Source organism: Psychrobacter namhaensis (genome assembly GCF_016107545.1).
Lineage (GTDB): Bacteria > Pseudomonadota > Gammaproteobacteria > Pseudomonadales > Moraxellaceae > Psychrobacter > Psychrobacter namhaensis.
On the sequence record NZ_JABASS010000004.1, the window covers coordinates 136,541 to 156,590 of the forward strand.

12 protein-coding genes are annotated in these 20,050 nt (G+C 45.2%); 5 read left to right on the forward strand and 7 right to left on the reverse strand.

Going from position 1 to position 20,050, the window contains the following annotated elements:
• Window positions 1-438 precede the first annotated feature (438 nt).
• Both JFC06_RS05345 and JFC06_RS05350 read right to left on the reverse strand, forming a co-directional pair.
• A complete protein-coding gene (locus tag JFC06_RS05345; protein WP_198334238.1) occupies window positions 439-942 on the reverse strand; it encodes a chorismate--pyruvate lyase family protein in 504 nt (167 codons plus the stop codon).
• Between the two features lie 39 nt (window positions 943-981).
• Entirely contained in the window at window positions 982-2,340 is a 1,359-nt protein-coding gene (locus JFC06_RS05350) for a GNAT family N-acetyltransferase (RefSeq protein WP_198334239.1), read from the reverse strand.
• A gap of 619 nt (window positions 2,341-2,959) precedes the next feature.
• Here JFC06_RS05350 and JFC06_RS05355 point away from each other — a divergent pair.
• The gene (locus JFC06_RS05355; protein ID WP_193006842.1) at window positions 2,960-5,179 is read left to right on the forward strand and encodes an NADP-dependent isocitrate dehydrogenase; all 2,220 of its coding nucleotides are present in this window, start codon (window positions 2,960-2,962) and stop codon (window positions 5,177-5,179) included.
• A gap of 245 nt (window positions 5,180-5,424) precedes the next feature.
• Here the strand turns inward: JFC06_RS05355 and icd are convergent, their stop codons facing one another.
• A complete protein-coding gene (icd, locus tag JFC06_RS05360; protein ID WP_198334240.1) occupies window positions 5,425-6,684 on the reverse strand; it encodes an NADP-dependent isocitrate dehydrogenase in 1,260 nt (419 codons plus the stop codon).
• A gap of 549 nt (window positions 6,685-7,233) precedes the next feature.
• On the opposite strand from icd, the gene JFC06_RS05365 reads away from it, so the two are divergent.
• On the forward strand, window positions 7,234-7,860 hold the full coding sequence (locus JFC06_RS05365; protein ID WP_198334241.1) for a pseudouridine synthase: 627 nt from the start codon (window positions 7,234-7,236) through the stop codon (window positions 7,858-7,860).
• A 190-nt stretch (window positions 7,861-8,050) separates the two neighbouring features.
• Window positions 8,051-8,857: a CopM family metallochaperone gene (copM, locus tag JFC06_RS05370; RefSeq protein WP_198334242.1), complete on the forward strand. Its 807-nt coding sequence runs from the start codon at window positions 8,051-8,053 to the stop codon at window positions 8,855-8,857.
• Window positions 8,858-9,009: 152 nt separating this feature from the next.
• On the opposite strand, the gene JFC06_RS05375 is transcribed toward copM, so the two are convergent.
• Window positions 9,010-11,070: a M61 family metallopeptidase gene (locus JFC06_RS05375; protein ID WP_198334243.1), complete on the reverse strand. Its 2,061-nt coding sequence runs from the start codon at window positions 11,068-11,070 to the stop codon at window positions 9,010-9,012.
• Between the two features lie 344 nt (window positions 11,071-11,414).
• Between JFC06_RS05375 and JFC06_RS05380 the strand changes: the two genes are divergently transcribed.
• On the forward strand, window positions 11,415-11,900 hold the full coding sequence (locus JFC06_RS05380; protein WP_193006847.1) for an FKBP-type peptidyl-prolyl cis-trans isomerase: 486 nt from the start codon (window positions 11,415-11,417) through the stop codon (window positions 11,898-11,900).
• A gap of 522 nt (window positions 11,901-12,422) precedes the next feature.
• Here the strand turns inward: JFC06_RS05380 and JFC06_RS05385 are convergent.
• A complete protein-coding gene (locus tag JFC06_RS05385; RefSeq protein ID WP_198334244.1) occupies window positions 12,423-14,633 on the reverse strand; it encodes a carboxy terminal-processing peptidase in 2,211 nt (736 codons plus the stop codon).
• 490 nt (window positions 14,634-15,123) lie between these two features.
• Between JFC06_RS05385 and nagZ the strand changes: the two genes are divergently transcribed.
• Window positions 15,124-16,209, forward strand: a complete 1,086-nt coding sequence (gene nagZ / locus JFC06_RS05390; RefSeq protein WP_198334245.1) for a beta-N-acetylhexosaminidase — start codon at window positions 15,124-15,126, stop codon at window positions 16,207-16,209.
• 144 nt (window positions 16,210-16,353) lie between these two features.
• Here the strand turns inward: nagZ and JFC06_RS05395 are convergent, their stop codons facing one another.
• Together JFC06_RS05395 and JFC06_RS05400 are read right to left on the reverse strand one after the other, a co-directional pair.
• Window positions 16,354-17,982: an OmpA family protein gene (locus JFC06_RS05395; protein WP_198334246.1), complete on the reverse strand. Its 1,629-nt coding sequence runs from the start codon at window positions 17,980-17,982 to the stop codon at window positions 16,354-16,356.
• 394 nt (window positions 17,983-18,376) lie between these two features.
• Complete coding sequence (locus JFC06_RS05400; RefSeq protein WP_198334247.1) at window positions 18,377-19,963, reverse strand: hypothetical protein; 1,587 nt, start codon at window positions 19,961-19,963, stop codon at window positions 18,377-18,379.
• Window positions 19,964-20,050: the final 87 nt, after the last annotated feature.

Here is a 20,050-nt window from a genome sequence, read left to right on the forward strand (position 1 = left end):
TATAAAAAACTGTCATTGAAAAAGTGTCATTGAAAAGAAGCTGATAGCCTGTCCACAATAAAACGAATACAGTGCAATGTCGCTTAAAGTACGGTTGGCACTTTTATACTCGGTCTTATGGTGATTAAATTATTGTGAATGGTGTCTATTAGCAAAAATAAGTAGCAGTAGGCCTGAGCAATTAGCCTGTCAGTAACTTGTCCCTTTCGGCAATAAAGACGACACGCGCTTGCATCGAAATCATCGCTAAAGATTAAGTGTAACATGAAAATTTGTGGAGCGAGCGCAAAAAAACCTCACCCTAAGCTGAGTAGATTAAATGGCCGTATCACACAGATAAATAGCCAATAAAATAAGTGATTTACCCATTTTTACTGAGCAACTTTATCTGCTTTATAACCACGGTTTCACCATAATTTTTTGTCAAACATACATTGATCAAGCACGCTCAGACAGAAATGCCGGTAAAAACACTTCACTAATCAGCAGCTTGCGGCCGTACCAGTCATAACGCGTTTGCCGTTGCCAGCCATCAGCAGTGAGCTGAATAAAACGTTGATTGGGCAGCGTACGACTGCGCTTAAACAACACATAGCCGATGGGCACGCCCTTGAGCTGCTGCAGTCGACGCGCGCGTCCTGTCAGACTCGGTAGCGGAAAGATACTCTGCGCCTGCACCCACGGCCGCTCATCATTGCCATACAGTTGTACCTCACGCACCCAAGCCAACATAGGACGATTCAGCATGGTGCCTTGTACCCCCAGTTGCTTTTTTTGCGTTACCGACAAGGGTCGATACCCTTCAAAGCTGCGTTTTACGCGCAGCGGCTGCCCTGCTTTAACCTCTAGCATGGCAGTCAGCGAGCCTTTAGCATTGAGCCATGATACTAACTCGTTGGGAGGTGACAGATGGGTAGAACAAGAAAAATGATGGTGGGTCATAGTGTATGGCTAGAAGGCAGTTATTGAGAACAAATAGGATTAATAGTTGTGATTAAAATCTGGCATATTGTCCGCATTAAACGGCAAAGCCGCAAACGCTTGCTGACGATATTGCGCCATATACAACCGATCTTTGGTACAAAAGTCACGAATCGCTGGTACAAAACGCGGATCATAAATACGGTGGATAGAGTGGGTGGTGGTGGGAATAAAACCGCGAACCAGCTTATGCTCCCCTTGTGTCCCCGGATCAAAAGACGTCAAGCCTTGCTCGATGGCAAACTCAAGCCCTTGATAATAGCACAGCTCAAAGTGCAAACTGTCGTACTCACCAAGCGCACCCCAGTAGCGACCGTATAAAGTGGCCGTATCACTACCACTGTCGCTATTAGGGTTATCATACAAGAACAAACTACTGGCAATAATTTCACCACTCGCATCGAGCGCTTGTGCCAACATAAGGTACGTAGGCAGTGTCGCTGCCAAGGCCTTAAAAAACTCTATTGTTAGATAAGGCTGCTGCCCACGCACGGCATACGTCATCACATAACAGTGATAAAAAGCGTTCCAGTCCTCATCGGTGATGGCATCACCGCATTTGCGCTGGCAGGTGATACCTTGCTCAGCGACCTTGCGACGCTCAGCACGAATGGTTTTGCGCTTTTTGGCTTTTAGCGTCAGCAAAAACGCCTCGAAGTCTGCAAAAGGCTGACTGTCATTGAGTAGATCTTTATTCTGCCATAAAAACTGACAGCCCTGCCGCTCAAGTATCGGCATATCGATAGGTGCTGACTCTAGCTCGTTATCTTGGGCGGCTATCACCTGCTCTATGTCAATATCAGTTGGCATGGAGGTGGTCGCAATAGCAGCCAGCTCAGGCGTGACAAACAGCCCATGCCAGCTCGACGCCCCCACTTGCTGGGCAACATCATCGATACCCGCGATGGCTGTTTTTACAATATTCTCAGTTAAGGTCTCGCCTTTTGCCAACCAAAAACGCTGACCAGTAATGGGTGTGTAAGGCACGCTCGTAACCAGCCGAGGATAATAGTCGACACCATATCGCGCATAGGCTTCTGCCCACGCATGGTCAAACACAAACTCACCGCGATGGTGACCTTTGATAAACACAGGCAGCACCGCAATAGGATGCGTTATGGTTGGCGCAGCTTGACTTGCCGCCGTATTTTTTTCACTGTTTTCACCGTGATCTATCGAGCCATCTTTGGCACGGTATACCAAAATAAATATCGGTAACCAGCCTGCCTGCTCGCCAATTGCGCCCGTGTCAATCAATGCTTGCCAAAATGCAAACGACATAAACGGCGTGTCTGGTGTTTGCCAGTCTGTTTGTCCCTGCCAACTGGTGTCATTCATCAGCGCGTACTTTAAATTCATACTCATCGTCACTATAACCGCTGTATATTTATCGTTAATCTGTCTACTAGTGACTTAGCCTAGCAAATTTTTGCTAACTTGCTGTCACAATTTGCAAAAATTTTCTATCTCCCACAAAAAACCACCTACAGTAATATAGGTGGCTATTTTTTATAATAGTGCGACTGTCCTACTGTTTTTCTCAATGTAAATGCCAAGGAAAAGGCAGTAGTTGTGTGGAAAAGATGATATCGAAGCGGATGACTGGTAGAATAAGGTTGTTATTAGCTTAATATAATTCAGATACATAGGATATGAGCGAAAACAGTATACTTAGTTCATGATACAAGATTGACATCGTAGCGGAATTATAGTGGATTGACTATAATATACCGTCAGCACCTTACTTTCAGGCAGTTTTACGCAGACAGTCAAAGTGCCGTCTTGAAGTGCCATTTTAATAACTGTTAACCCACGTTAGCAAAAGAAAGACTTTTAGTAGCCTCAAACGTTTAAGAGACTACATGTGATGAACTTGATCTAACCATATAGTTCGCTATAGCACAGTATGATCTAACGATACTTAGCATTATATTTGAGCTTTATTATTCACCACAGCCTATAGGAATACCCTACTAACATGTCAAAAATTATTTATACAAAAACTGACGAAGCCCCAGCGCTAGCGACGCTATCCTTTTTACCTATTGTTAAAGCGTTTACACAAACAGCAGGCGTCTCTGTGGAGACCAGTGATATCTCTGTCGCCGCGCGCGTGTTGGCCGAATTCCCTGAGTACTTAACGGAAGAGCAGCGTGTACCTGACAACTTAGCTGAGCTAGGTCGTCTAACGCAAGATCCAAACACCAATATCATTAAACTGCCTAATATCAGTGCCTCAGTACAGCAGTTGAAAGCGGCCATTAAAGAGTTACAAAGCAAAGGCTACGCCATCCCTAACTTTCCAGAAGATCCAAAAACTGATGAAGAAAAAGCCATTCGTCAGCGTTATGGTAAGAGTTTAGGCAGTTCGGTTAACCCTGTTTTGCGCGAAGGTAACTCAGACCGCCGTGCACCAAAGGCGGTTAAGAACTTTGCACGCAAACACCCGCACTCTATGGGCGAGTGGAAGCAGTGGTCAAGCACCCACGTATCGCACATGCACAGTGGCGATTTTTACGATGGCGAGCAGTCGATCACTTTAGACAAAGCTCGTACCGTACGTATGGAGCTGTTAACTGATGATGGGGCTACCAAAGTCTTAAAGCCAGAGATCGCTTTGTTAGACAAAGAAGTCATCGATCTTATGTTCATGAGCAAAAAATCGCTGCTTGAATTTTATGAGCAAGAAATGGAAGACTGCCGCGAAGCCGGTATCTTGTTTTCACTACACGTAAAAGCCACCATGATGAAGGTGTCACACCCTATCGTATTTGGCCACGCCGTCAGAATCTACTACAAAGATGCGTTTGAAAAACACGGCGCTTTCTTTGATGAACTAGGCATCAACGTCAACAACGGCATGGCGGATCTGTACGACAAAATCTCTACCCTTCCAGCATCAAAGCGTGAAGAGATTGAACAAGATTTGCATGCTTGCCAAGAGCATCGTCCACGTCTTGCGATGGTTGACTCTTCAAAAGGTATCACCAACTTCCATTCACCAAGTGACGTGATCGTCGATGCCTCTATGCCAGCCATGATCCGTTCAGGCGGTAAAATGTGGGGCGCGGATGGCAAAATGTATGACTGTAAAGCGGTCATGCCAGAGTCTACCTTTGCCCGTATCTATCAAGAAATGATTAACTTCTGCAAATGGCATGGCAACTTTGATCCAACCACCATGGGCACCGTGCCTAACGTGGGCTTAATGGCACAAAAAGCAGAAGAGTATGGCTCGCACGATAAAACCTTTGAATCTAGCGATGCAGGTATCGCTCGTATTGTCGACGTTGAGACGGGCGAAGTATTGCTTGAGCAGCGTGTTGAAGAGGGTGACATCTGGCGCATGTGTCAGACCAAAGACTTGCCGATCCAAGATTGGGTAAAACTGGCCGTTAGCCGCGCTCGCGAATCAGATACGCCGGTCATCTTTTGGTTAGATCCGTACCGTCCACATGAGAATGAGTTGATCAAAAAAGTTAAAACTTACTTAAAAGATCACGACACAACTGGCCTACACATTGAAATCATGTCTCAGGTGCGCGCCATGCGTTATACGTTGGAGCGTGTCGCTCGTGGCCTAGATACCATCTCTGCAACGGGTAACATCTTACGCGACTACCTAACTGACTTGTTCCCAATTCTAGAGTTAGGCACCAGCGCTAAAATGCTATCAGTGGTCCCTCTAATGAAAGGCGGCGGTTTGTTTGAGACAGGCGCTGGTGGTTCTGCACCAAAGCATGTGGAGCAGCTGGTAGAAGAAAACCACTTACGTTGGGATTCATTGGGTGAGTTTTTAGCCTTGACCGTGTCTTTGGAGCATTTGGCCAAGAACGACAACAATGCTAAAGCTAAAGTACTGGCTGATACCCTTGATAAGGCGACAGAAAAACTGTTGCTGAATGACAAATCGCCCTCACGCAAAACTGGTGAGTTAGATAACCGTGGCAGTCATTTCTATCTGTCTATGTACTGGGCAAAAGAGCTGGCGGCGCAAGATCAAGACGCTGATCTAAAAGCAAAATTCACACCGCTTGCGCAAACGCTTGAAGACAATGAAGCGGCAATCGTCAAAGAGTTGAATGAGGCTCAAGGCAAATCGGTAGATATCAAAGGCTACTACTACGCTGATGAAAAGTTGGCTGAGCAAGTCATGCGTCCAAGCACCTTATTCAATGAAGCATTAGCCTCGTTGTAATGAGCTTAGGAGCTGGGCTTAAGACGCTATTTACCAAAGGCTTTTGAGTCCGCTTAATAAAGCATAGAAAACGCCCCTTAGATCTAAGATCTTTGGGGTGTTTTTTTGCATCTCAAAAAATAAACAACACCCTAAATCATGATAAAACACCCATAAAAAAACCGTCTACTTTATGGCAGACGGCTCCTTTTCAACTGACTTTACAGTCTCATCATTAGAACTAGGCTACATAAGTACTCAGCTATTTAGGCATTCATGTGCTTGACGATCGCTTTACCAAATTCAGAGGTACTAAGCAAGATCGCATCTGGCATGAGACGCTCAAAATCGTAAGTGACTGTCTTATTAGCGATGGCGCCTTGGATACCGCTAATAATGAGATCAGCAGCTTCCGTCCAACCCATATCACGTAACATCATCTCAGCAGACAAAATTAACGAGCCTGGATTTACTTTATTCTGACCTGCGTACTTAGGGGCAGTACCGTGTGTCGCTTCATAGACTGCGATGGCACCCCCTTTGTTAGCGCCTGGTGCGATACCAATACCGCCCACTTCAGCCGCTAGCGCATCAGAGATATAATCACCGTTTAGGTTTAAGGTTGCTACTACTGAGTAATCCGCAGGACGCATCAAAATTTGCTGTAAGAAGGCATCAGCGATCACATCTTTGATGATAATGTCATTACCTGTTTTTGGATTTTTCATCGTCATCCAAGGGCCGCCATCTAACAGCTCCGCTCCGAAACGCTCAGCGGCTATCTCATAGCCCCACTCCTTAAACGCGCCTTCGGTAAACTTCATGATATTGCCCTTATGCACTAAAGTCACACTTGGCAAATCATTATCGATAGCGTGCTGGATGGCTTTGCGTACTAGGCGCTGTGAGCCTTCTTTTGATACTGGCTTGATGCCGATACCGCAGTCATCATCGAAGCGGATTTTGGTCACACCCATCTCATCTTTTAAGAAGTTAATGACTTTTTTGGCCTCTTCACTGCCCGCTTGCCACTCAATACCAGCGTAGATGTCTTCTGAGTTTTCGCGGAAAATTACCATATCTGTCAGCTCAGGATGCTGAACGGGGCTTGGCACGCCTTCAAACCAGCGTACGGGACGCTGGCACACATATAAGTCCAGCTCTTGACGTACCGCAACGTTTAATGAACGAAAACCACCGCCGACTGGCGTGGTTAGCGGCCCTTTGATACTGATCACGTAGTCTTTTAAAATCTCTAGCGTCTCGCTGGGTAGGTAGTCACCCTCATAAATTTTAGCCGCTTTTTCACCTAGGTATGCTTCCATCCAAACGATTGACTTTTTACCGTGATAGGCTTTATCCACCGCCGCATCGACTACCTTTATCATGACAGGCGTAATATCTACACCGATACCATCCCCTTCCACAAATGGGATGATGGGATGATTGGGCACATTTAACGATAAATCAGCGTTTACGGTAACTTTTTCGCCATCTCTTGGTACGATAACCTTATCATAGGACATGGATAACACTCCTTGGTTGTATGTTAGGTATCACAAGCGCACTTAGTACTCTTTTATGCTAGAGATTCTTTTATGCTAAAGATTCTCTTATGATTATATGGCTCTAGTTGCTTGTTAACTGAGCACAGTTTTGATGAGCAAAGCACTTGCGGTATAGTATTGATTTGTCTTAAAAAGTAGCTTCATTTGAGAAGCGGTAAAATCAAAACAATATTGCCAACTGATATGAGTCTAGGCAAACATGAACGATCTTAAAGATGCTAAGCATGAAATATTGTAATAAATAAAGGTCTGTTCGACAGTTTCCTTTATATATAGCACGTGTATAGAGCATGTTTTTGACTAGCAATCACCATAAAACCACTATTACAGCATGGATTTAATAAGCTAAAGAATCCTACTCATGATGCCCCATTTATACGGGCACATGTGTAAAATATAGTAATTCAAACGTCTCATCTTCAAGCCTATTTTTAGCAAAAAATTTGTGTCAATCAAATAAAAACGCCCCTAATTCATCCATGATTTATATGTAGGAACCACCATTTTATGTCGACCTCTAGCCTTATTTTATTTAACAAGCCGTATGGGGTGCAAAGTCAGTTTCGCGATGACAGCAATAATGACCACACCACCCTCTCTCAGTATTTTACGGACAAGTCGTTGCGAGTGGCTGGTAGGCTCGATGCCACATCCGAAGGGTTACTGATTTTGACAAGCGATGGACGGGTAAATAAAGCCATTACCCAGCCGCCCACTGCTGCCAACTTTACAAAGAACAAGCATAAACAAGGTAAAACTTACTTGGTACAAGTCGAAGGCGTGGCAACGACAGCACAGCTTAATGAGCTGGCCTCTGGCGTCACCTTAAAAGACGGCAAGACGCTACCTGCGACTGCTACCGTAGTAGAAGAGGCAGACTTACCCATTGACTTATGGCAACGCGAGCCGCCTATTCGTGAGCGTAAAAACGTACCCACATCATGGCTCATGCTCACGATTTATGAAGGTAAGAACCGTCAAGTCAGACGCATGACAGCTCATGTGGGATTGCCTTGTCTGCGTCTAATACGCTGGTCGGTGGCAGGTTTTGAGCTCGGTGATTTAGCAGTTGGTGAGTTTGTGCGTCTTCATTTAAACCATGAGCGCTGTCGGCAATTAGGCATTCTTGATTAACGCTATCTTACCTAGCTGCCCACTTTAGCGATGGATAGAGTGTTTTTAACATAATATAAATATATTACGACCTGTTAAACATAGCGTCTCGAATGGGTAAGGTTTATCTGTTAACATTCAGCACTTAATTGGTTATGTATAATAAGCCTCACTCACTTAACATTTGGTCTTTTTATAATAGGGATATGTCATGATTGCTTCTCACCGTTTTGCTTTGTTGGCCACCAGTATTTCTACGGCGCTACTATTGAGTGCCTGTCAGCCAGCAACAGAGGACAATCAGCCTACTCCGATAGAGGAAGTAACGCCGCCAGTGACTGACACCTCCCATGCTCACCACGAAAACATGGCTGATGGGGGAGTGACAGAAAACGGCAGTGGCGCAGACGATACTCATATGACCGACATGCTGAGAGACTATACAAGGTCGATGACCAGAATGCATGAGGAGATGATGATCGGTATGGGTTATAACGACCCTGACACCGCTTTTGCAAAAGGCATGCTCGGACACCATCGCGGTGCGGTAGATATGGCAGAAATTCAGCTGAAATACGGTACGGATGCAGCCATGCTAAAGCTTGCTCAGGATATTGTTGATGCACAGCAAGTTGAAATCGATACTTTAAATAAATGGCTCGCAAGCCACCCTGATGCTGTCAAACCTAAGCCCAATACTGAAGCGATGCAGCAAGCTTATGCGCAAAGCATGGAGACGTTACATGGTGATATGGTCTTGGGGGTCGCTGATCCTGTACCCGACATGGCGTTTGCGCGCGGTATGCTACCCCATCATATTGGCGCCGTAGAAATGGCGAAAATACAGCTCAAATATGGGACTGATGAGGAGATGCGTCAATTGGCACAAAATATCATCGATACGCAGCAGGCTGAGATTGAGTTGATGCAGCATTGGATTGCAGCGCTTGAGACGGATAAAGATACAGCAGCTGCCAAAGTCAAAAGCGAAGAGGACAATCAGCAGCCTGTTTCTTAGACGCTATAATGCCATTTAGACAATACGAAACGTCTAAAAAGTCTCAGTCTTGTTCACTCACTCCCCTACTAAATACAGTCTTTAGTAGGGGTTTTTGTTTTTACGGGTTGTTATAAACGGTGGCTGAAACCACTACGTCTACATTCATGTATTTAAACCTGATAACGCTCTATAGCATTCAGCCAAGACTGCCAGCTTGCTTGTACTTGGTCGGCATCGCCTTCTGAGCTTGCCACACTTTTTGATAAATGCAGACTTACTTTATGAGGAAATACTGTCTCAGTATTAGCGTCACTACCGGCAACATTGTGGTCTTGGGCGTCAATAGCAACTTTCGGCCGCACACTGACACACATCAATTCGTCACGGCGGAAGAAATAACAGTCAACGTCGCGCTCTGCGTTACTAAGTGATGCCAGTTGCTTATTGTCCGCTTTGATACCGTCAATGGCAATAATGACATCATGCGCTGAAAGTCCAGCTTTGGCAGCCACGCTATCACGTTGCACGCGATTGATCTTAAGTCCAGCAGGTGTTTCGGTACAGCGTAACCCCCAAGGCACATGCTTATCAGCCGTCTCTTTGGTATTGGTCCGCATTTTAACACCGTTTGCTGCAAGCAATGCTTCAATAGGTAGCTCTTCGACGCCATTGACGTAACGACTCTCAAAGTCCTCCCAATCCGCTAACGGCATAAACTGCCCAATCACCACCCCCATATCTGCACTACTGATCCCGATGCGCTTATTGTCATTTTGTTTGGCTTGAGCATAAAAAGCTTTGACCACATCAAACAGACGATAGCGACCAGCGCTCTTTTGTAGCAGTGTCAAATCCAAACATAACGCGACCAGCGCCCCTTTATTATAATAGCTGATCCCCGCATTGCCTGTATTTTCATCATTGCGATACAGCTTGATCCACGCATCAAAGCTCGACTCGGCGACACTTTGGTGCATGCGGCCTGAGGTTTGATAGTAGCGATTGATTTGTTCAGCGAGTAGCTTGAGATAACTTGCCTCATCAATCACGCCGGACGCTTGCAACATAAAGTCATCGATATAAGAGGTAAAACCTTCAAACACCCATAATAGTGGCGTAAAAGCCTCGCGTCGCAAATCAACCGTCAGCATGACATCAGGACGGACGGTTTTGACCCACCATGAATGAAAGTACTCATGGCTACATAAGCCCAAAAATCGCTGATAATCGGCGCTTGGTACTTGTGGCTCCTCATGGGTTGGTAAGTCGCGGCGCGGCGTAATCAGACTGGTCGAATTGATGTGTTCCAGACCGCCATAGTCCTGACCACTGGCAAACGTCATAAACGTATAATCAGCAAATGGCGCATCGCCCAACCAGTCTATATAAGTTTGGCAAATCTGAGTCACATCTTGCTGCAACCTACCCATATTGGCATTATGCTTACCTGAGAGGTAAAAGCTATGGGGTAGCGTCTGATGCTTATCATCATGAACGATAAAATCAAACCTGTCTTGTTCGGCAATCTCAAACGGATAATCAATCAGCTCGTGATAACTGTCTGCCTCTAGCCCGTAACTGGTTTGAGTATCATCGGGTAGAAGATCTTTGTGTTGAACATCACAAAGTGGCCCACCTGGAGGTAGCTGGGTAGCGTTTAGACCACATGCCAATAGCACCCGATGCTCATCTTTGTCTGCCAAAAATGCATCTGGAACGATTAAGCTTACCTTTATCGGCGAGCGCTCTTGATCGTTCACTGCCAACGCCAAGGAGGTAAAGTTACCGTAGAGGCGCTGCTGATCGATATAAGCGGTACGCACGGATAAATCATAGCAGTAGACTTCATACGTCACCGTTACCGTCTGCCCTGCCTGAGCTTGTGATAGCTGCCATGTGTTTTTATCTGTTTTCTGCGCGCGATAAGTCTCAGGCTGTTTATCATCATTTGTTATCTGGTAATGCACAGCCGTAATGTTTCTCGCGAACTCACGCATCAAATAACTGCCCGGTATCCACGCTGGCAACCACAGCTGAGGAGCATCCGTTGTAGCCGTAAAGGTGAGCGTTACATCAACCAAGTGCTCAAAAAACCGCTCGAAATCGAATCGATAATGGATATCAGCCCTTATACTGGCACTTTTATTGATATCACTGGTATTGATGTCACTGGTATTGATGTCACTGGTGCTTATTGGCTGCTTATTTGACGTATTGGCAAGTGAAGTCATTGTATGGTTCATCCTTATTTTTATCATTATGGTAGAAGTCCTAGCCCCAAAACGCAACTGGCAAACCACAAACACGCATGAAGCCGCTATAAACCACTACCAAATCAACAAAAACAGCGTTTATTTTTATAAAAATACTATTTATTAAGATTAAATGGCATTTTTTATGGTTTTTACCTTGAAACTTATATGGGCCATCTCAATTAAAGATGCTAACTGCTAAAGTTACTTTAATAAACTGATGATAATTGACTAATGACGTGGCTATTTGGCTTGCCGATTGGATTTTTTAGGTTTATTGCAACCGTATTTAATTTTTTACACAGATATATTTAGGATAACTTATGACTACTATCGCAAAAGACACCGCCGTCAAATTCAATTACACTCTAAAAGACGACGAAGGCAACATCCTTGACCAATCTCCAGAAGGTCAACCACTGGCTTACTTGCATGGCCATAGCAACATCATTCCTGGTCTTGAGCAACAACTAGAAGGTAAATCTGCTGGCGAAAAAGTAAATGCCGTTGTTGAGCCTGCTGATGGCTACGGCGAGTATCAAGAGCAAGCGGTACAGCATGTACCACGCGAAAACTTCCAAGGCGTTGATGATATCCAGCCTGGCATGCAGTTTCAATCAGAAGCCGGTGGCCAAGTCATGCTTGTTACCGTAACTGATGTAAATGACAAAGAAGTTACTGTTGATGCCAACCATCCATTGGCTGGTAAGCGTTTAACGTTCGATGTTGAAATCCAAGAAGTACGTGCGGCAACTGAAGACGAACTAAACCACGGCCATGTACATGGCGCTGGTGGCGTTGAGCACTAATCTCTTCTAGAGAGAGTGAAAAAGCGTTAGGCTATAAGCGGTTATTGAGCTTATAGCCTACTCTAAAAGGTCAGCGGCTGTGCCTGCTGACCTTTTTTTTGGGCTGGTGATTTATCGCTTTAATGCCAGTTAACGGAGCGTGTCATAAGTAACGCCTCTTTATGAACCACCCTGCCGCGATAAATGACTATTCTACAGACATAACAAAGCCGTATAACGACAAGCGTTATACGGCTTTTATTACTAACCATCCATGTTAATGTTACGTGATACCTAATCCCGGGGTATCTCATAACTGACAGGCTTCCAGCCTTATCATCCCTAATCAGCAAACCACCTATCCCAGATGCGACCTTTAAGATACCAATCCCTAGTATCAATGAACCGTTTCGTTCAATCGTGCCGTACAGTTATAATCGCAGATTGACCTAGGGTTAGTAAGAGGTCTAAACGTCAATCCATGTAAGCATATGCTTACATGGACCTTAAATACAGATTCTAGGACATATAGCATTCATTTTTCTATAGCTTTTCTTCAGGACTAAGCAGCGCTTTGGGTTCAGCGCTAAGCATGAGATAAGCCGCTTCATTGATGAAGACTTCGTCCTCCGGCAACTCTGGGCGCTCAGCGGCTTTCATACGACTGCGCTCTTCAAATTTTGCATCCATCGCTGCTTGATAAACATTCCAATTCGAATACGGGCGTTCACCAGTAGCGATCAGACGCTTGTTTTCAGCTTCCAACGAACGCTTTTCAATCAGCTGCATCTTGGCTCGGCGGCTATTGATATCGAGTTTGATAGGCTTTTTCTCATCTTCCATATCGCGGATATCATTTAGCGTCGACAAATAAACAAACTGGGGATTTTGCTCTTGGCGAATTTTAGACTGTTGATTGAGCGTTGCTAGCGTATCAGCCGTGAACTTGCCTTCAGGCTTATAAGGTGCGGTTTTAATAGTATCCCAAGGCAGCGCTTTTTTCTGCGCCCGCTCCCCAAAGGTTGCGTCATCATAGATATTGACCAATTCAATATCTGGCACCACGCCCTTATTCTGCGTACTACCACCCGTGACACGGTAGAATTTACGTTGCGTCAACGTAGCAGAACCAAGCGCCAAATTATCCAGCTGGATTTGGGCGGAGCCTTTACCAGTGGTGGTACTCCCAACCACCAATCCACGACCATAGTCTTGAATAGCGGCGGCAAATATCTCACTAGCTGAGGCTGAGGCTAAGTTAGTGATGACGACCATCTTGCCATCATAAAGTTGCTCGCCGCCGTCATTGTCACGGTAGACTTGGACATTACCGCGATTGTCACGAATCTGCACCATCGGTCCACTCTTAATAAAGAAGCCCAGCATTTTGGCAACCTCATCTAGCGAGCCACCTGGATTATTACGTAGATCGACCACCAAGCCATCGATATTTTCCTTATTCAACTCCTTCAACGCGTTTTCGGTATCGATACTGACGCTACGATACTCTTCGCCATTTCGGCGGGCGCGATAGTTCAAATAAAAACTTGGTATCTCAAGAACACCAATGCGTTTTGGTGTTTTATCAATGTTAGGACGCTGTACCTCTATGACGCGCTGAGAAACCCCAGATTCCTCTTGTTCAATAATATCACGAACCACCGTCACGTTACGGGCACTGGCGTCTGGTGTATTGGGCTGACGCACTTTGATGGTCACAGATGTCCCGCGTTTACCGCGAATCATACTGACGATCTCACGCGTTGACCAACCCACTACATCAGTCATGGTCTCGCCGTCTTTTGCGATACCGATAATCAAATCATTGGGCTTAATCTGACCAGATTTAGCAGCTGGTCCACCATCTACTAGCGTGACGATACGAGTGTAATCTGGGTTTTTACGGTCAGGACGAATAGAAACCCCAATCCCTTCTAACTGTAGACTAGATTGGATCTGCAATTCATTTGCCTGAATCGGCGCATAATAATTACTGTGTGGATCGTACGTTAGCATCGCGGTATTTAAGATAGTCTCCATGATTTCATCATCTTTGAGACGTTCGAACTGCGCTTGCTGCCGCGATAGACGGTTTTGTAAAATCTCACTTGGCGTACGTTGATCGTTGCGTACCAAATCCTGCCCACGCGTGATATCTGGATTGCTTAAAAACACTTTTTCTTTGGCTTTTTCGTCTTCTTGACCCAGCGTAATACTCATCAATTGAAATTTTAACTGACGTGTCCAATAGTCACGCTGCTCTTTTTTGGTCTTAAAATGATTAAGTTTTTCACGGTCGAGTATGATTGTCTCGTTGCCAGTCAAATCAAGATCTGTTTTTAGCATCTTGCTTGCCATTGTAAAATACTCATTTGAGCGTTTACGGTAGCGCTCATAGACTTCTACGCCTGCAGATAAATCGCCACGTTTGAGCCGAGCGCCAAAATCATCGGCATATTTTTTCTTAAACTCATCGACATCTGACTGCAAAAACAAGGTATGGTTTGGATCAAGACTATCAATATACATAGACAAGATCTCACTACCAGTTTTGCTGTCTAACGGCTGATTGAGGTAATGACTGCGATCTAATAAGGCAGCTACTTGACGGGTGGTGACTTTTTGTTCGGGTGTCTGTACGAACCCTTCCGTATTGGTTTCTGCTACGGCGGTGCCATAGCTTTGGGTAAGAATAATACCGGCGATGCCCACTGACGCTGCACTGAGTAACCACTGGGCTGGTTGTTTTTTCATCATATGTACCTAGTTATTTGAAGTTAATAATATTATGTGTTTTTGCTAAATGCTAAATGACCGAATCTATGGCGACTTATTAACACTATTTTTTATATACTTTGAGTGTTTTCTTATTTGCCATTATCTATCAAACATTTATTCAATTGTATTCTTTAAATTTTAGTCATAAGTGGCAATATTTTGTTAAAAATCAGTCAATAATATCATGGGTATAAACACTGAACTGTCTCAAACTGTATAAGCAATATTACACGCTACGCTGGCACATACCAAACATTCTGTCATATTTATTATGTCTACCTAGGTCGCTATCTTACTCACAGTAACAGTCATATTTTAGCCCACGACGTCGTCAGATTATGCGCCATTCATAATAGCTGTCATAATAAGGCACTCTTGATATGAGGCTAGAGAGATATCCTGCCGGCACTCTTATCAAGCAAACCTAACTTATAACACAATACAGCCAATACGTGAGGAGTACGCTATGTATGGCGTCTTAATGATAGATATCGATAGCACCGCCTTAACGCCTGAAGATGTGAGCTTGATCAAACAAGCCCAAGTCGGCGGTGTCATACTGTTTGCGCGTAACGTCACCAATGCCGCGCAAGTACGAACGCTGTGCGATGATATACGCTATCACAATCCTGATATATTAATTGGAGTCGACCAAGAAGGCGGCCGCGTCGCTCGGCTACGTGAGGGCTTTACGCCCTTACCCGCTATGGGCAGGCTTGGTGATCTATTTAATCAAGACCCAAACCGGGCACTTAGCTGTGCTTATGACTGTGGCTATCTGATGGCGGCAGAGGTATTGGCTGTGGGCATTGATCTAAGCTTTGCACCTGTACTCGATAGAGGCGGCATTAGCCAAGTCATCGGCGATCGCAGCTTTCATCATGAGCCGCAGGCCATTACTGCTTTGGCAACCCAGTTTATGCGCGGTATGAAGGCTGCAGGCATGGCAACCACCGGTAAGCACTTCCCCGGTCATGGGGCGATTGCGCCTGATTCCCATGTGTCAGAAGCCATTGATACACGCAGCTTAGATGAAATTATCAATACTGATATGCAACCTTTTGCCCAGACGCTGCCATGGCTAGATGCACTCATGCCAGCGCACGTGATATTTTCGCAAGTAGATAATAAGCCTGCAGGGTTTTCTAAAATTTGGCTAAAAGACATCATTCGTGACAAGATTGAGTTTGATGGCGTACTCTTTTCTGATGACTTATCGATGGCAGGAGCCAAAGCGGCAGGCAATGTCAGCGCCCGCGTAAAAGCCGCTATTGGGGCCGGTTGTGATATTGCACTGGTCTGTAATGATCGCGTCGCAGCCCATGAAGCAGCAGAAGCAGCACAAGAGTTGCCTTACCCTAATCAAGATCGGATTAAAACGATGTGCGGTAACATTCCCACATGGCAGGGCGATCTTGAGTCTACTTGTCAGCAGTTTGCTTATTGGCAACAGGCCAAAGACAACATCACGCAGACTTTCTTTGAGACGCAGTCTTCAGCTGATACCAGTACTGCCCCCGATCAATCGTCAGACCCTACCCACTATAAGTAGCCATAGTAATATTTAAGTCATGTTCAATTTTTATCAATCCCAGCGCATGATGTTTTATGTTGCCAAAATAAAAACCGCCTCTTTATCAGAAGCGGTTTTTTAACATTAGATATTCGTTCGTTATTTTATACAAATAATCGACTATTAGTTGGTAGGATCTAACTCAGTACCTTGAGTCGCGTCATCACCATCTGGTAATAGATCATCATTGTTACCATCAGTTGGATTTAAATCTGGATCTAATTCATCATCAGTCATGGTTATATCACCACTATCACCTGCAGTCACAGAGATACCTTCGTTACCCGTTACGGTAGAGTCATCATAAACGGTGAACTCAATGCGGCGGTTACGGAAACGACCTTGTGGAGTAGAGTTATCGGCAATTGGATCTGTCTCACCCAGACCTTTTGTGCTCAGTTTGCTAGGATCAGCACCTTGTGACACCATATACTCTTTTACCGATTCGGCACGTTCACGTGATAGCTCCATGTTATAAGAGTCAGAAGCCAGTTTATCAGTATGGCCAATAATCATCAGCTCCATATCTGGTACTTGTTCCATAATTTGAACCGCACGGTCTAACAACGGCTTATTGACCTCAGGAATAAAGGCTTTATCTAGCTCAAAGTTGATAACCTGTAGACTTAAGGCGCGGGCAACATCACGTGGATCTGGATTTTCCCCAAGGTTGTTAAGCGCAAGCTCGGCTGCAGTCATGCTACTTTCAATCTCGTTGCGCAAGTCTAATGGGCCTTCTGCCATAACAGTCATAGACGGTACTGCTGCTCGCAAGTCATTAACCAGTTGATCTAAAATATCGGCATCAGGTGAGTTAACAACAATTTCTTCACCTTTAATGATCATACTGGCATTTGGTACGCTTCTGATGAGTTGTAGAATCTCAGGCAATTGTGCGGCAGCTGGCATATCAGCGGCAAAGCTATCATCCACGTCAGCACGGCACTTGTCAGTTTCACCCGCGGCAAACGTGCTGGTTAATGCATCTATCACGGTGGTTTGCAGCGCAGCATCACCTACATTCATACGGCAAGCGTATAAAGTATTATCTGCACCAGTGGCAATACGCAACGAAGCAGGTACAACATCCGCTGCCACCGCTACTTGCTCATCACCTACATTTTCTTGCTCCTCAACTACAACTGGCGTCGCTACAGGCTCAGGGTCTTCTTGGCAACCACGCAGTAGGGCCCATGCAAGCGCACCTAAGATAATCAAACCAATAATAGGCAGTAGCGCTTTCATAAAGCTGCCCTGTTTTTCTTCTTCACGTACGAGTGGGGCCGTACTAACGGTATCAGAGATACGCTCACCAGCAGGGGCAGCCGCGACCATACCGGCGGGTAAGACAGTACCTGCCCACGCTGGAATGTGATGCTGATAACTAGAGAGATTGTCATTTAAGAACTGTGGTACTGGGGTATTACCTGCCAAGCTTTTGATTTCGTGAAAAGCAAGGGGTGCGGCCATCGCGATCAAACCACGAGCTTCTGTCGTATCAACGTTATGCTTGCTGGCTAACTCACGCGAAATCTGATCGCGGTGTGAACCCTCTGTCCACACTCGATCATAGAAACCTTGGTCATCACGAGCGATATTTTCGTTGGCGAAGCGACCATAAGTGTCTTTGTCAGCAAGACGGGCGGCAAAAATAGCGTAAAACTGCTCAAGCAAATTTTGCTTAGCGGGATTACGATCATCGCCTAAGACGGCTGGCGTGACTGTCCGCGTTAAATGATTAATAATATCCATAATATAATTCCTCCATTAATACTTATTGGTATAATTTGATTAGTGAAAAATAAAAAAACAACGTAAAATTTTAATATCAAATTTTTTGATATACGATAAAACCATCACAGTTAACGCTGGCGATGGCTATATTCAACCATTGTTATTATAAAAGTCTTAAGCCCGAGTTCACAATCAACACGTTGTTGTACAAATGATACGTTAGGTAATGTTTCAGTTATGGCACGTAACCAAAAAAGCGTTCAGGTACAAGTCACTAACATATTAGCCATAGGTAGCGACAGAATAAGCGACAAATTATGGAAGCGTTGAAGTAGGTGATGGCTAACAATTTATAAGCTAAAACAAGCGGGCTATCCTATACCTGAGGACAGCCACTTATAACACTTAATTATTACCTCACTTGTGCAGGCTCAGCGACGATGATGGTGCTCGCCATGTCCTCTACTTCTGACTGCGAGATAGGGCCTGATGGTCTATTATTCGTTGGTACATTGTTAGGGGTATTGCTCAGACCATTATTGTTACTATTAAAACCACTGTTGCTGGGTGCCGGCGTAGGCCTCACACGATCGCCAGTATCGTCATCTGGTGCCTGATATTCTCCAGATTCGCCGCCGTTATAGTCATTACCATACTGAAGATTTGAAGTTGTCCGCTCATTTCCAAATTGATTGTTTTCACCATTCATGTCTGCGGTGTTGTTCATCGTCTCACCCTGATTGTTATCAGGCAATGGTAGAGGCGCTGCGCTATCTACGGTCAGTGCTGGTGCTAAAGTCCGTACATCTGTGGCCAATCGCTGCAGCAACAGGCTATCTGGTGCTTCTAACATGAGACGGTCATTTTGCAAATGCAGACGCGCAAATGGAGTGGCTCTCAGCAGGGTCAACACATTGGGCAACACCTCCACTGGTAAATTGGCCAGACTATTTGCGACACCTTTTTGCACAGTCAGCTCACAAATACTCGCCTGCTCGCCAAAACTTGTGCTTAGCGCCTGTTGTAATGTACTTTGTAGCGAGTCATCACCAACTATAGCGCTACAGGTATACAAACTGCCACTGTCGTCTACCCCAACGATTAACTCAACTGGCGTTACTACCTGTGCTACTGGCGCAGGTGCCACAACCACAGGCGCTGGCTCAACAGGCTCTACTGGTGGTGGACTGTTAGGGCGGAAGTACAGCGCCCAAGCAGCCAGCCCAGTGGCCACAACGGCTACTGATAATAAAAATATTCGTACCAGTAAATCGTTGCGTTGATTACGGGTGCGTACTTTTTCGTGCTTCATGCTGCTGTTTTCTGCCTGATGATGAGTTGATGGATTGGCATGAAAGGCATCATTATTTGCTCCAAAGTGGGTCTCGGTGCTCTCTATACTAGCGCTTTTAGTATCAGCATTTGCCAGATAAGCCACTGTGGCGCTTTTGTTTGTCTCAGACTCATGAAGCTCATTTAAAGAAGGGTCACGCACTGGTACGGTATTAGCGTCGCCTGTAATTTCTGAGTTTATGTCTGAAGCATAACTAACGCTGTGAGCAGCGGTAATAATAGGTGCCGACCATATCGGTAAATAAGGACGCAACCTAGCCTGCTCTCCTTGTAAGAACGCGGGTAAAAACTGACCGTTGGCCAATATTGTGAGCTCTCGATAAGCCAGTGGCGCGGCATTGAAGAGCAACTGTGCGGTAGTCTGTTCATCAATATGAAAACTGGCTGCCAATTCTTGGATAAAAACCTGCTGCAACCTTTGATCTGGCCACAACTGTTCCAATAGAGGGACATCTGTAGCAGTGGCAATGCTAGTCACTTGGTTGGCACGCAGCAGCTGTGAGTAAACCTGTGGCAGTGCCAAACGCGCCGCTAAAATGGCGTAGAATTGCTCCAGTAAACTGACATAAGCCACATTATCTTGGCGATCACCCTCACCTAGCACGGCTGGAGTGACACTTTTTTCTAGTTGATCGATAATACTCATCGTTGCCTGCCTTTTTCGTCCTTCACCATCCGCCTACGAAATTATGAAGGGCTCATTTTATTTGTTTTATTGCGCTTCCATGCTCTC

Bases quoted from the DNA above. Each gene is read 5' to 3' on its own strand.
- JFC06_RS05345 (WP_198334238.1), bottom strand. From the start codon at position 942: ATGACCCACCATCATTTTTCTTGTTCTACCCATCTGTCACCTCCCAAC.
- JFC06_RS05350 (WP_198334239.1), bottom strand. From the start codon at position 2,340: ATGAATTTAAAGTACGCGCTGATGAATGACACCAGTTGGCAGGGACAA.
- JFC06_RS05355 (WP_193006842.1), top strand. From the start codon at position 2,960: ATGTCAAAAATTATTTATACAAAAACTGACGAAGCCCCAGCGCTAGCG.
- icd (WP_198334240.1), bottom strand. From the start codon at position 6,684: ATGTCCTATGATAAGGTTATCGTACCAAGAGATGGCGAAAAAGTTACC.
- JFC06_RS05365 (WP_198334241.1), top strand. From the start codon at position 7,234: ATGTCGACCTCTAGCCTTATTTTATTTAACAAGCCGTATGGGGTGCAA.
- copM (WP_198334242.1), top strand. From the start codon at position 8,051: ATGATTGCTTCTCACCGTTTTGCTTTGTTGGCCACCAGTATTTCTACG.
- JFC06_RS05375 (WP_198334243.1), bottom strand. From the start codon at position 11,070: ATGACTTCACTTGCCAATACGTCAAATAAGCAGCCAATAAGCACCAGT.
- JFC06_RS05380 (WP_193006847.1), top strand. From the start codon at position 11,415: ATGACTACTATCGCAAAAGACACCGCCGTCAAATTCAATTACACTCTA.
- JFC06_RS05385 (WP_198334244.1), bottom strand. From the start codon at position 14,633: ATGAAAAAACAACCAGCCCAGTGGTTACTCAGTGCAGCGTCAGTGGGC.
- nagZ (WP_198334245.1), top strand. From the start codon at position 15,124: ATGTATGGCGTCTTAATGATAGATATCGATAGCACCGCCTTAACGCCT.
- JFC06_RS05395 (WP_198334246.1), bottom strand. From the start codon at position 17,982: ATGGATATTATTAATCATTTAACGCGGACAGTCACGCCAGCCGTCTTA.
- JFC06_RS05400 (WP_198334247.1), bottom strand. From the start codon at position 19,963: ATGAGTATTATCGATCAACTAGAAAAAAGTGTCACTCCAGCCGTGCTA.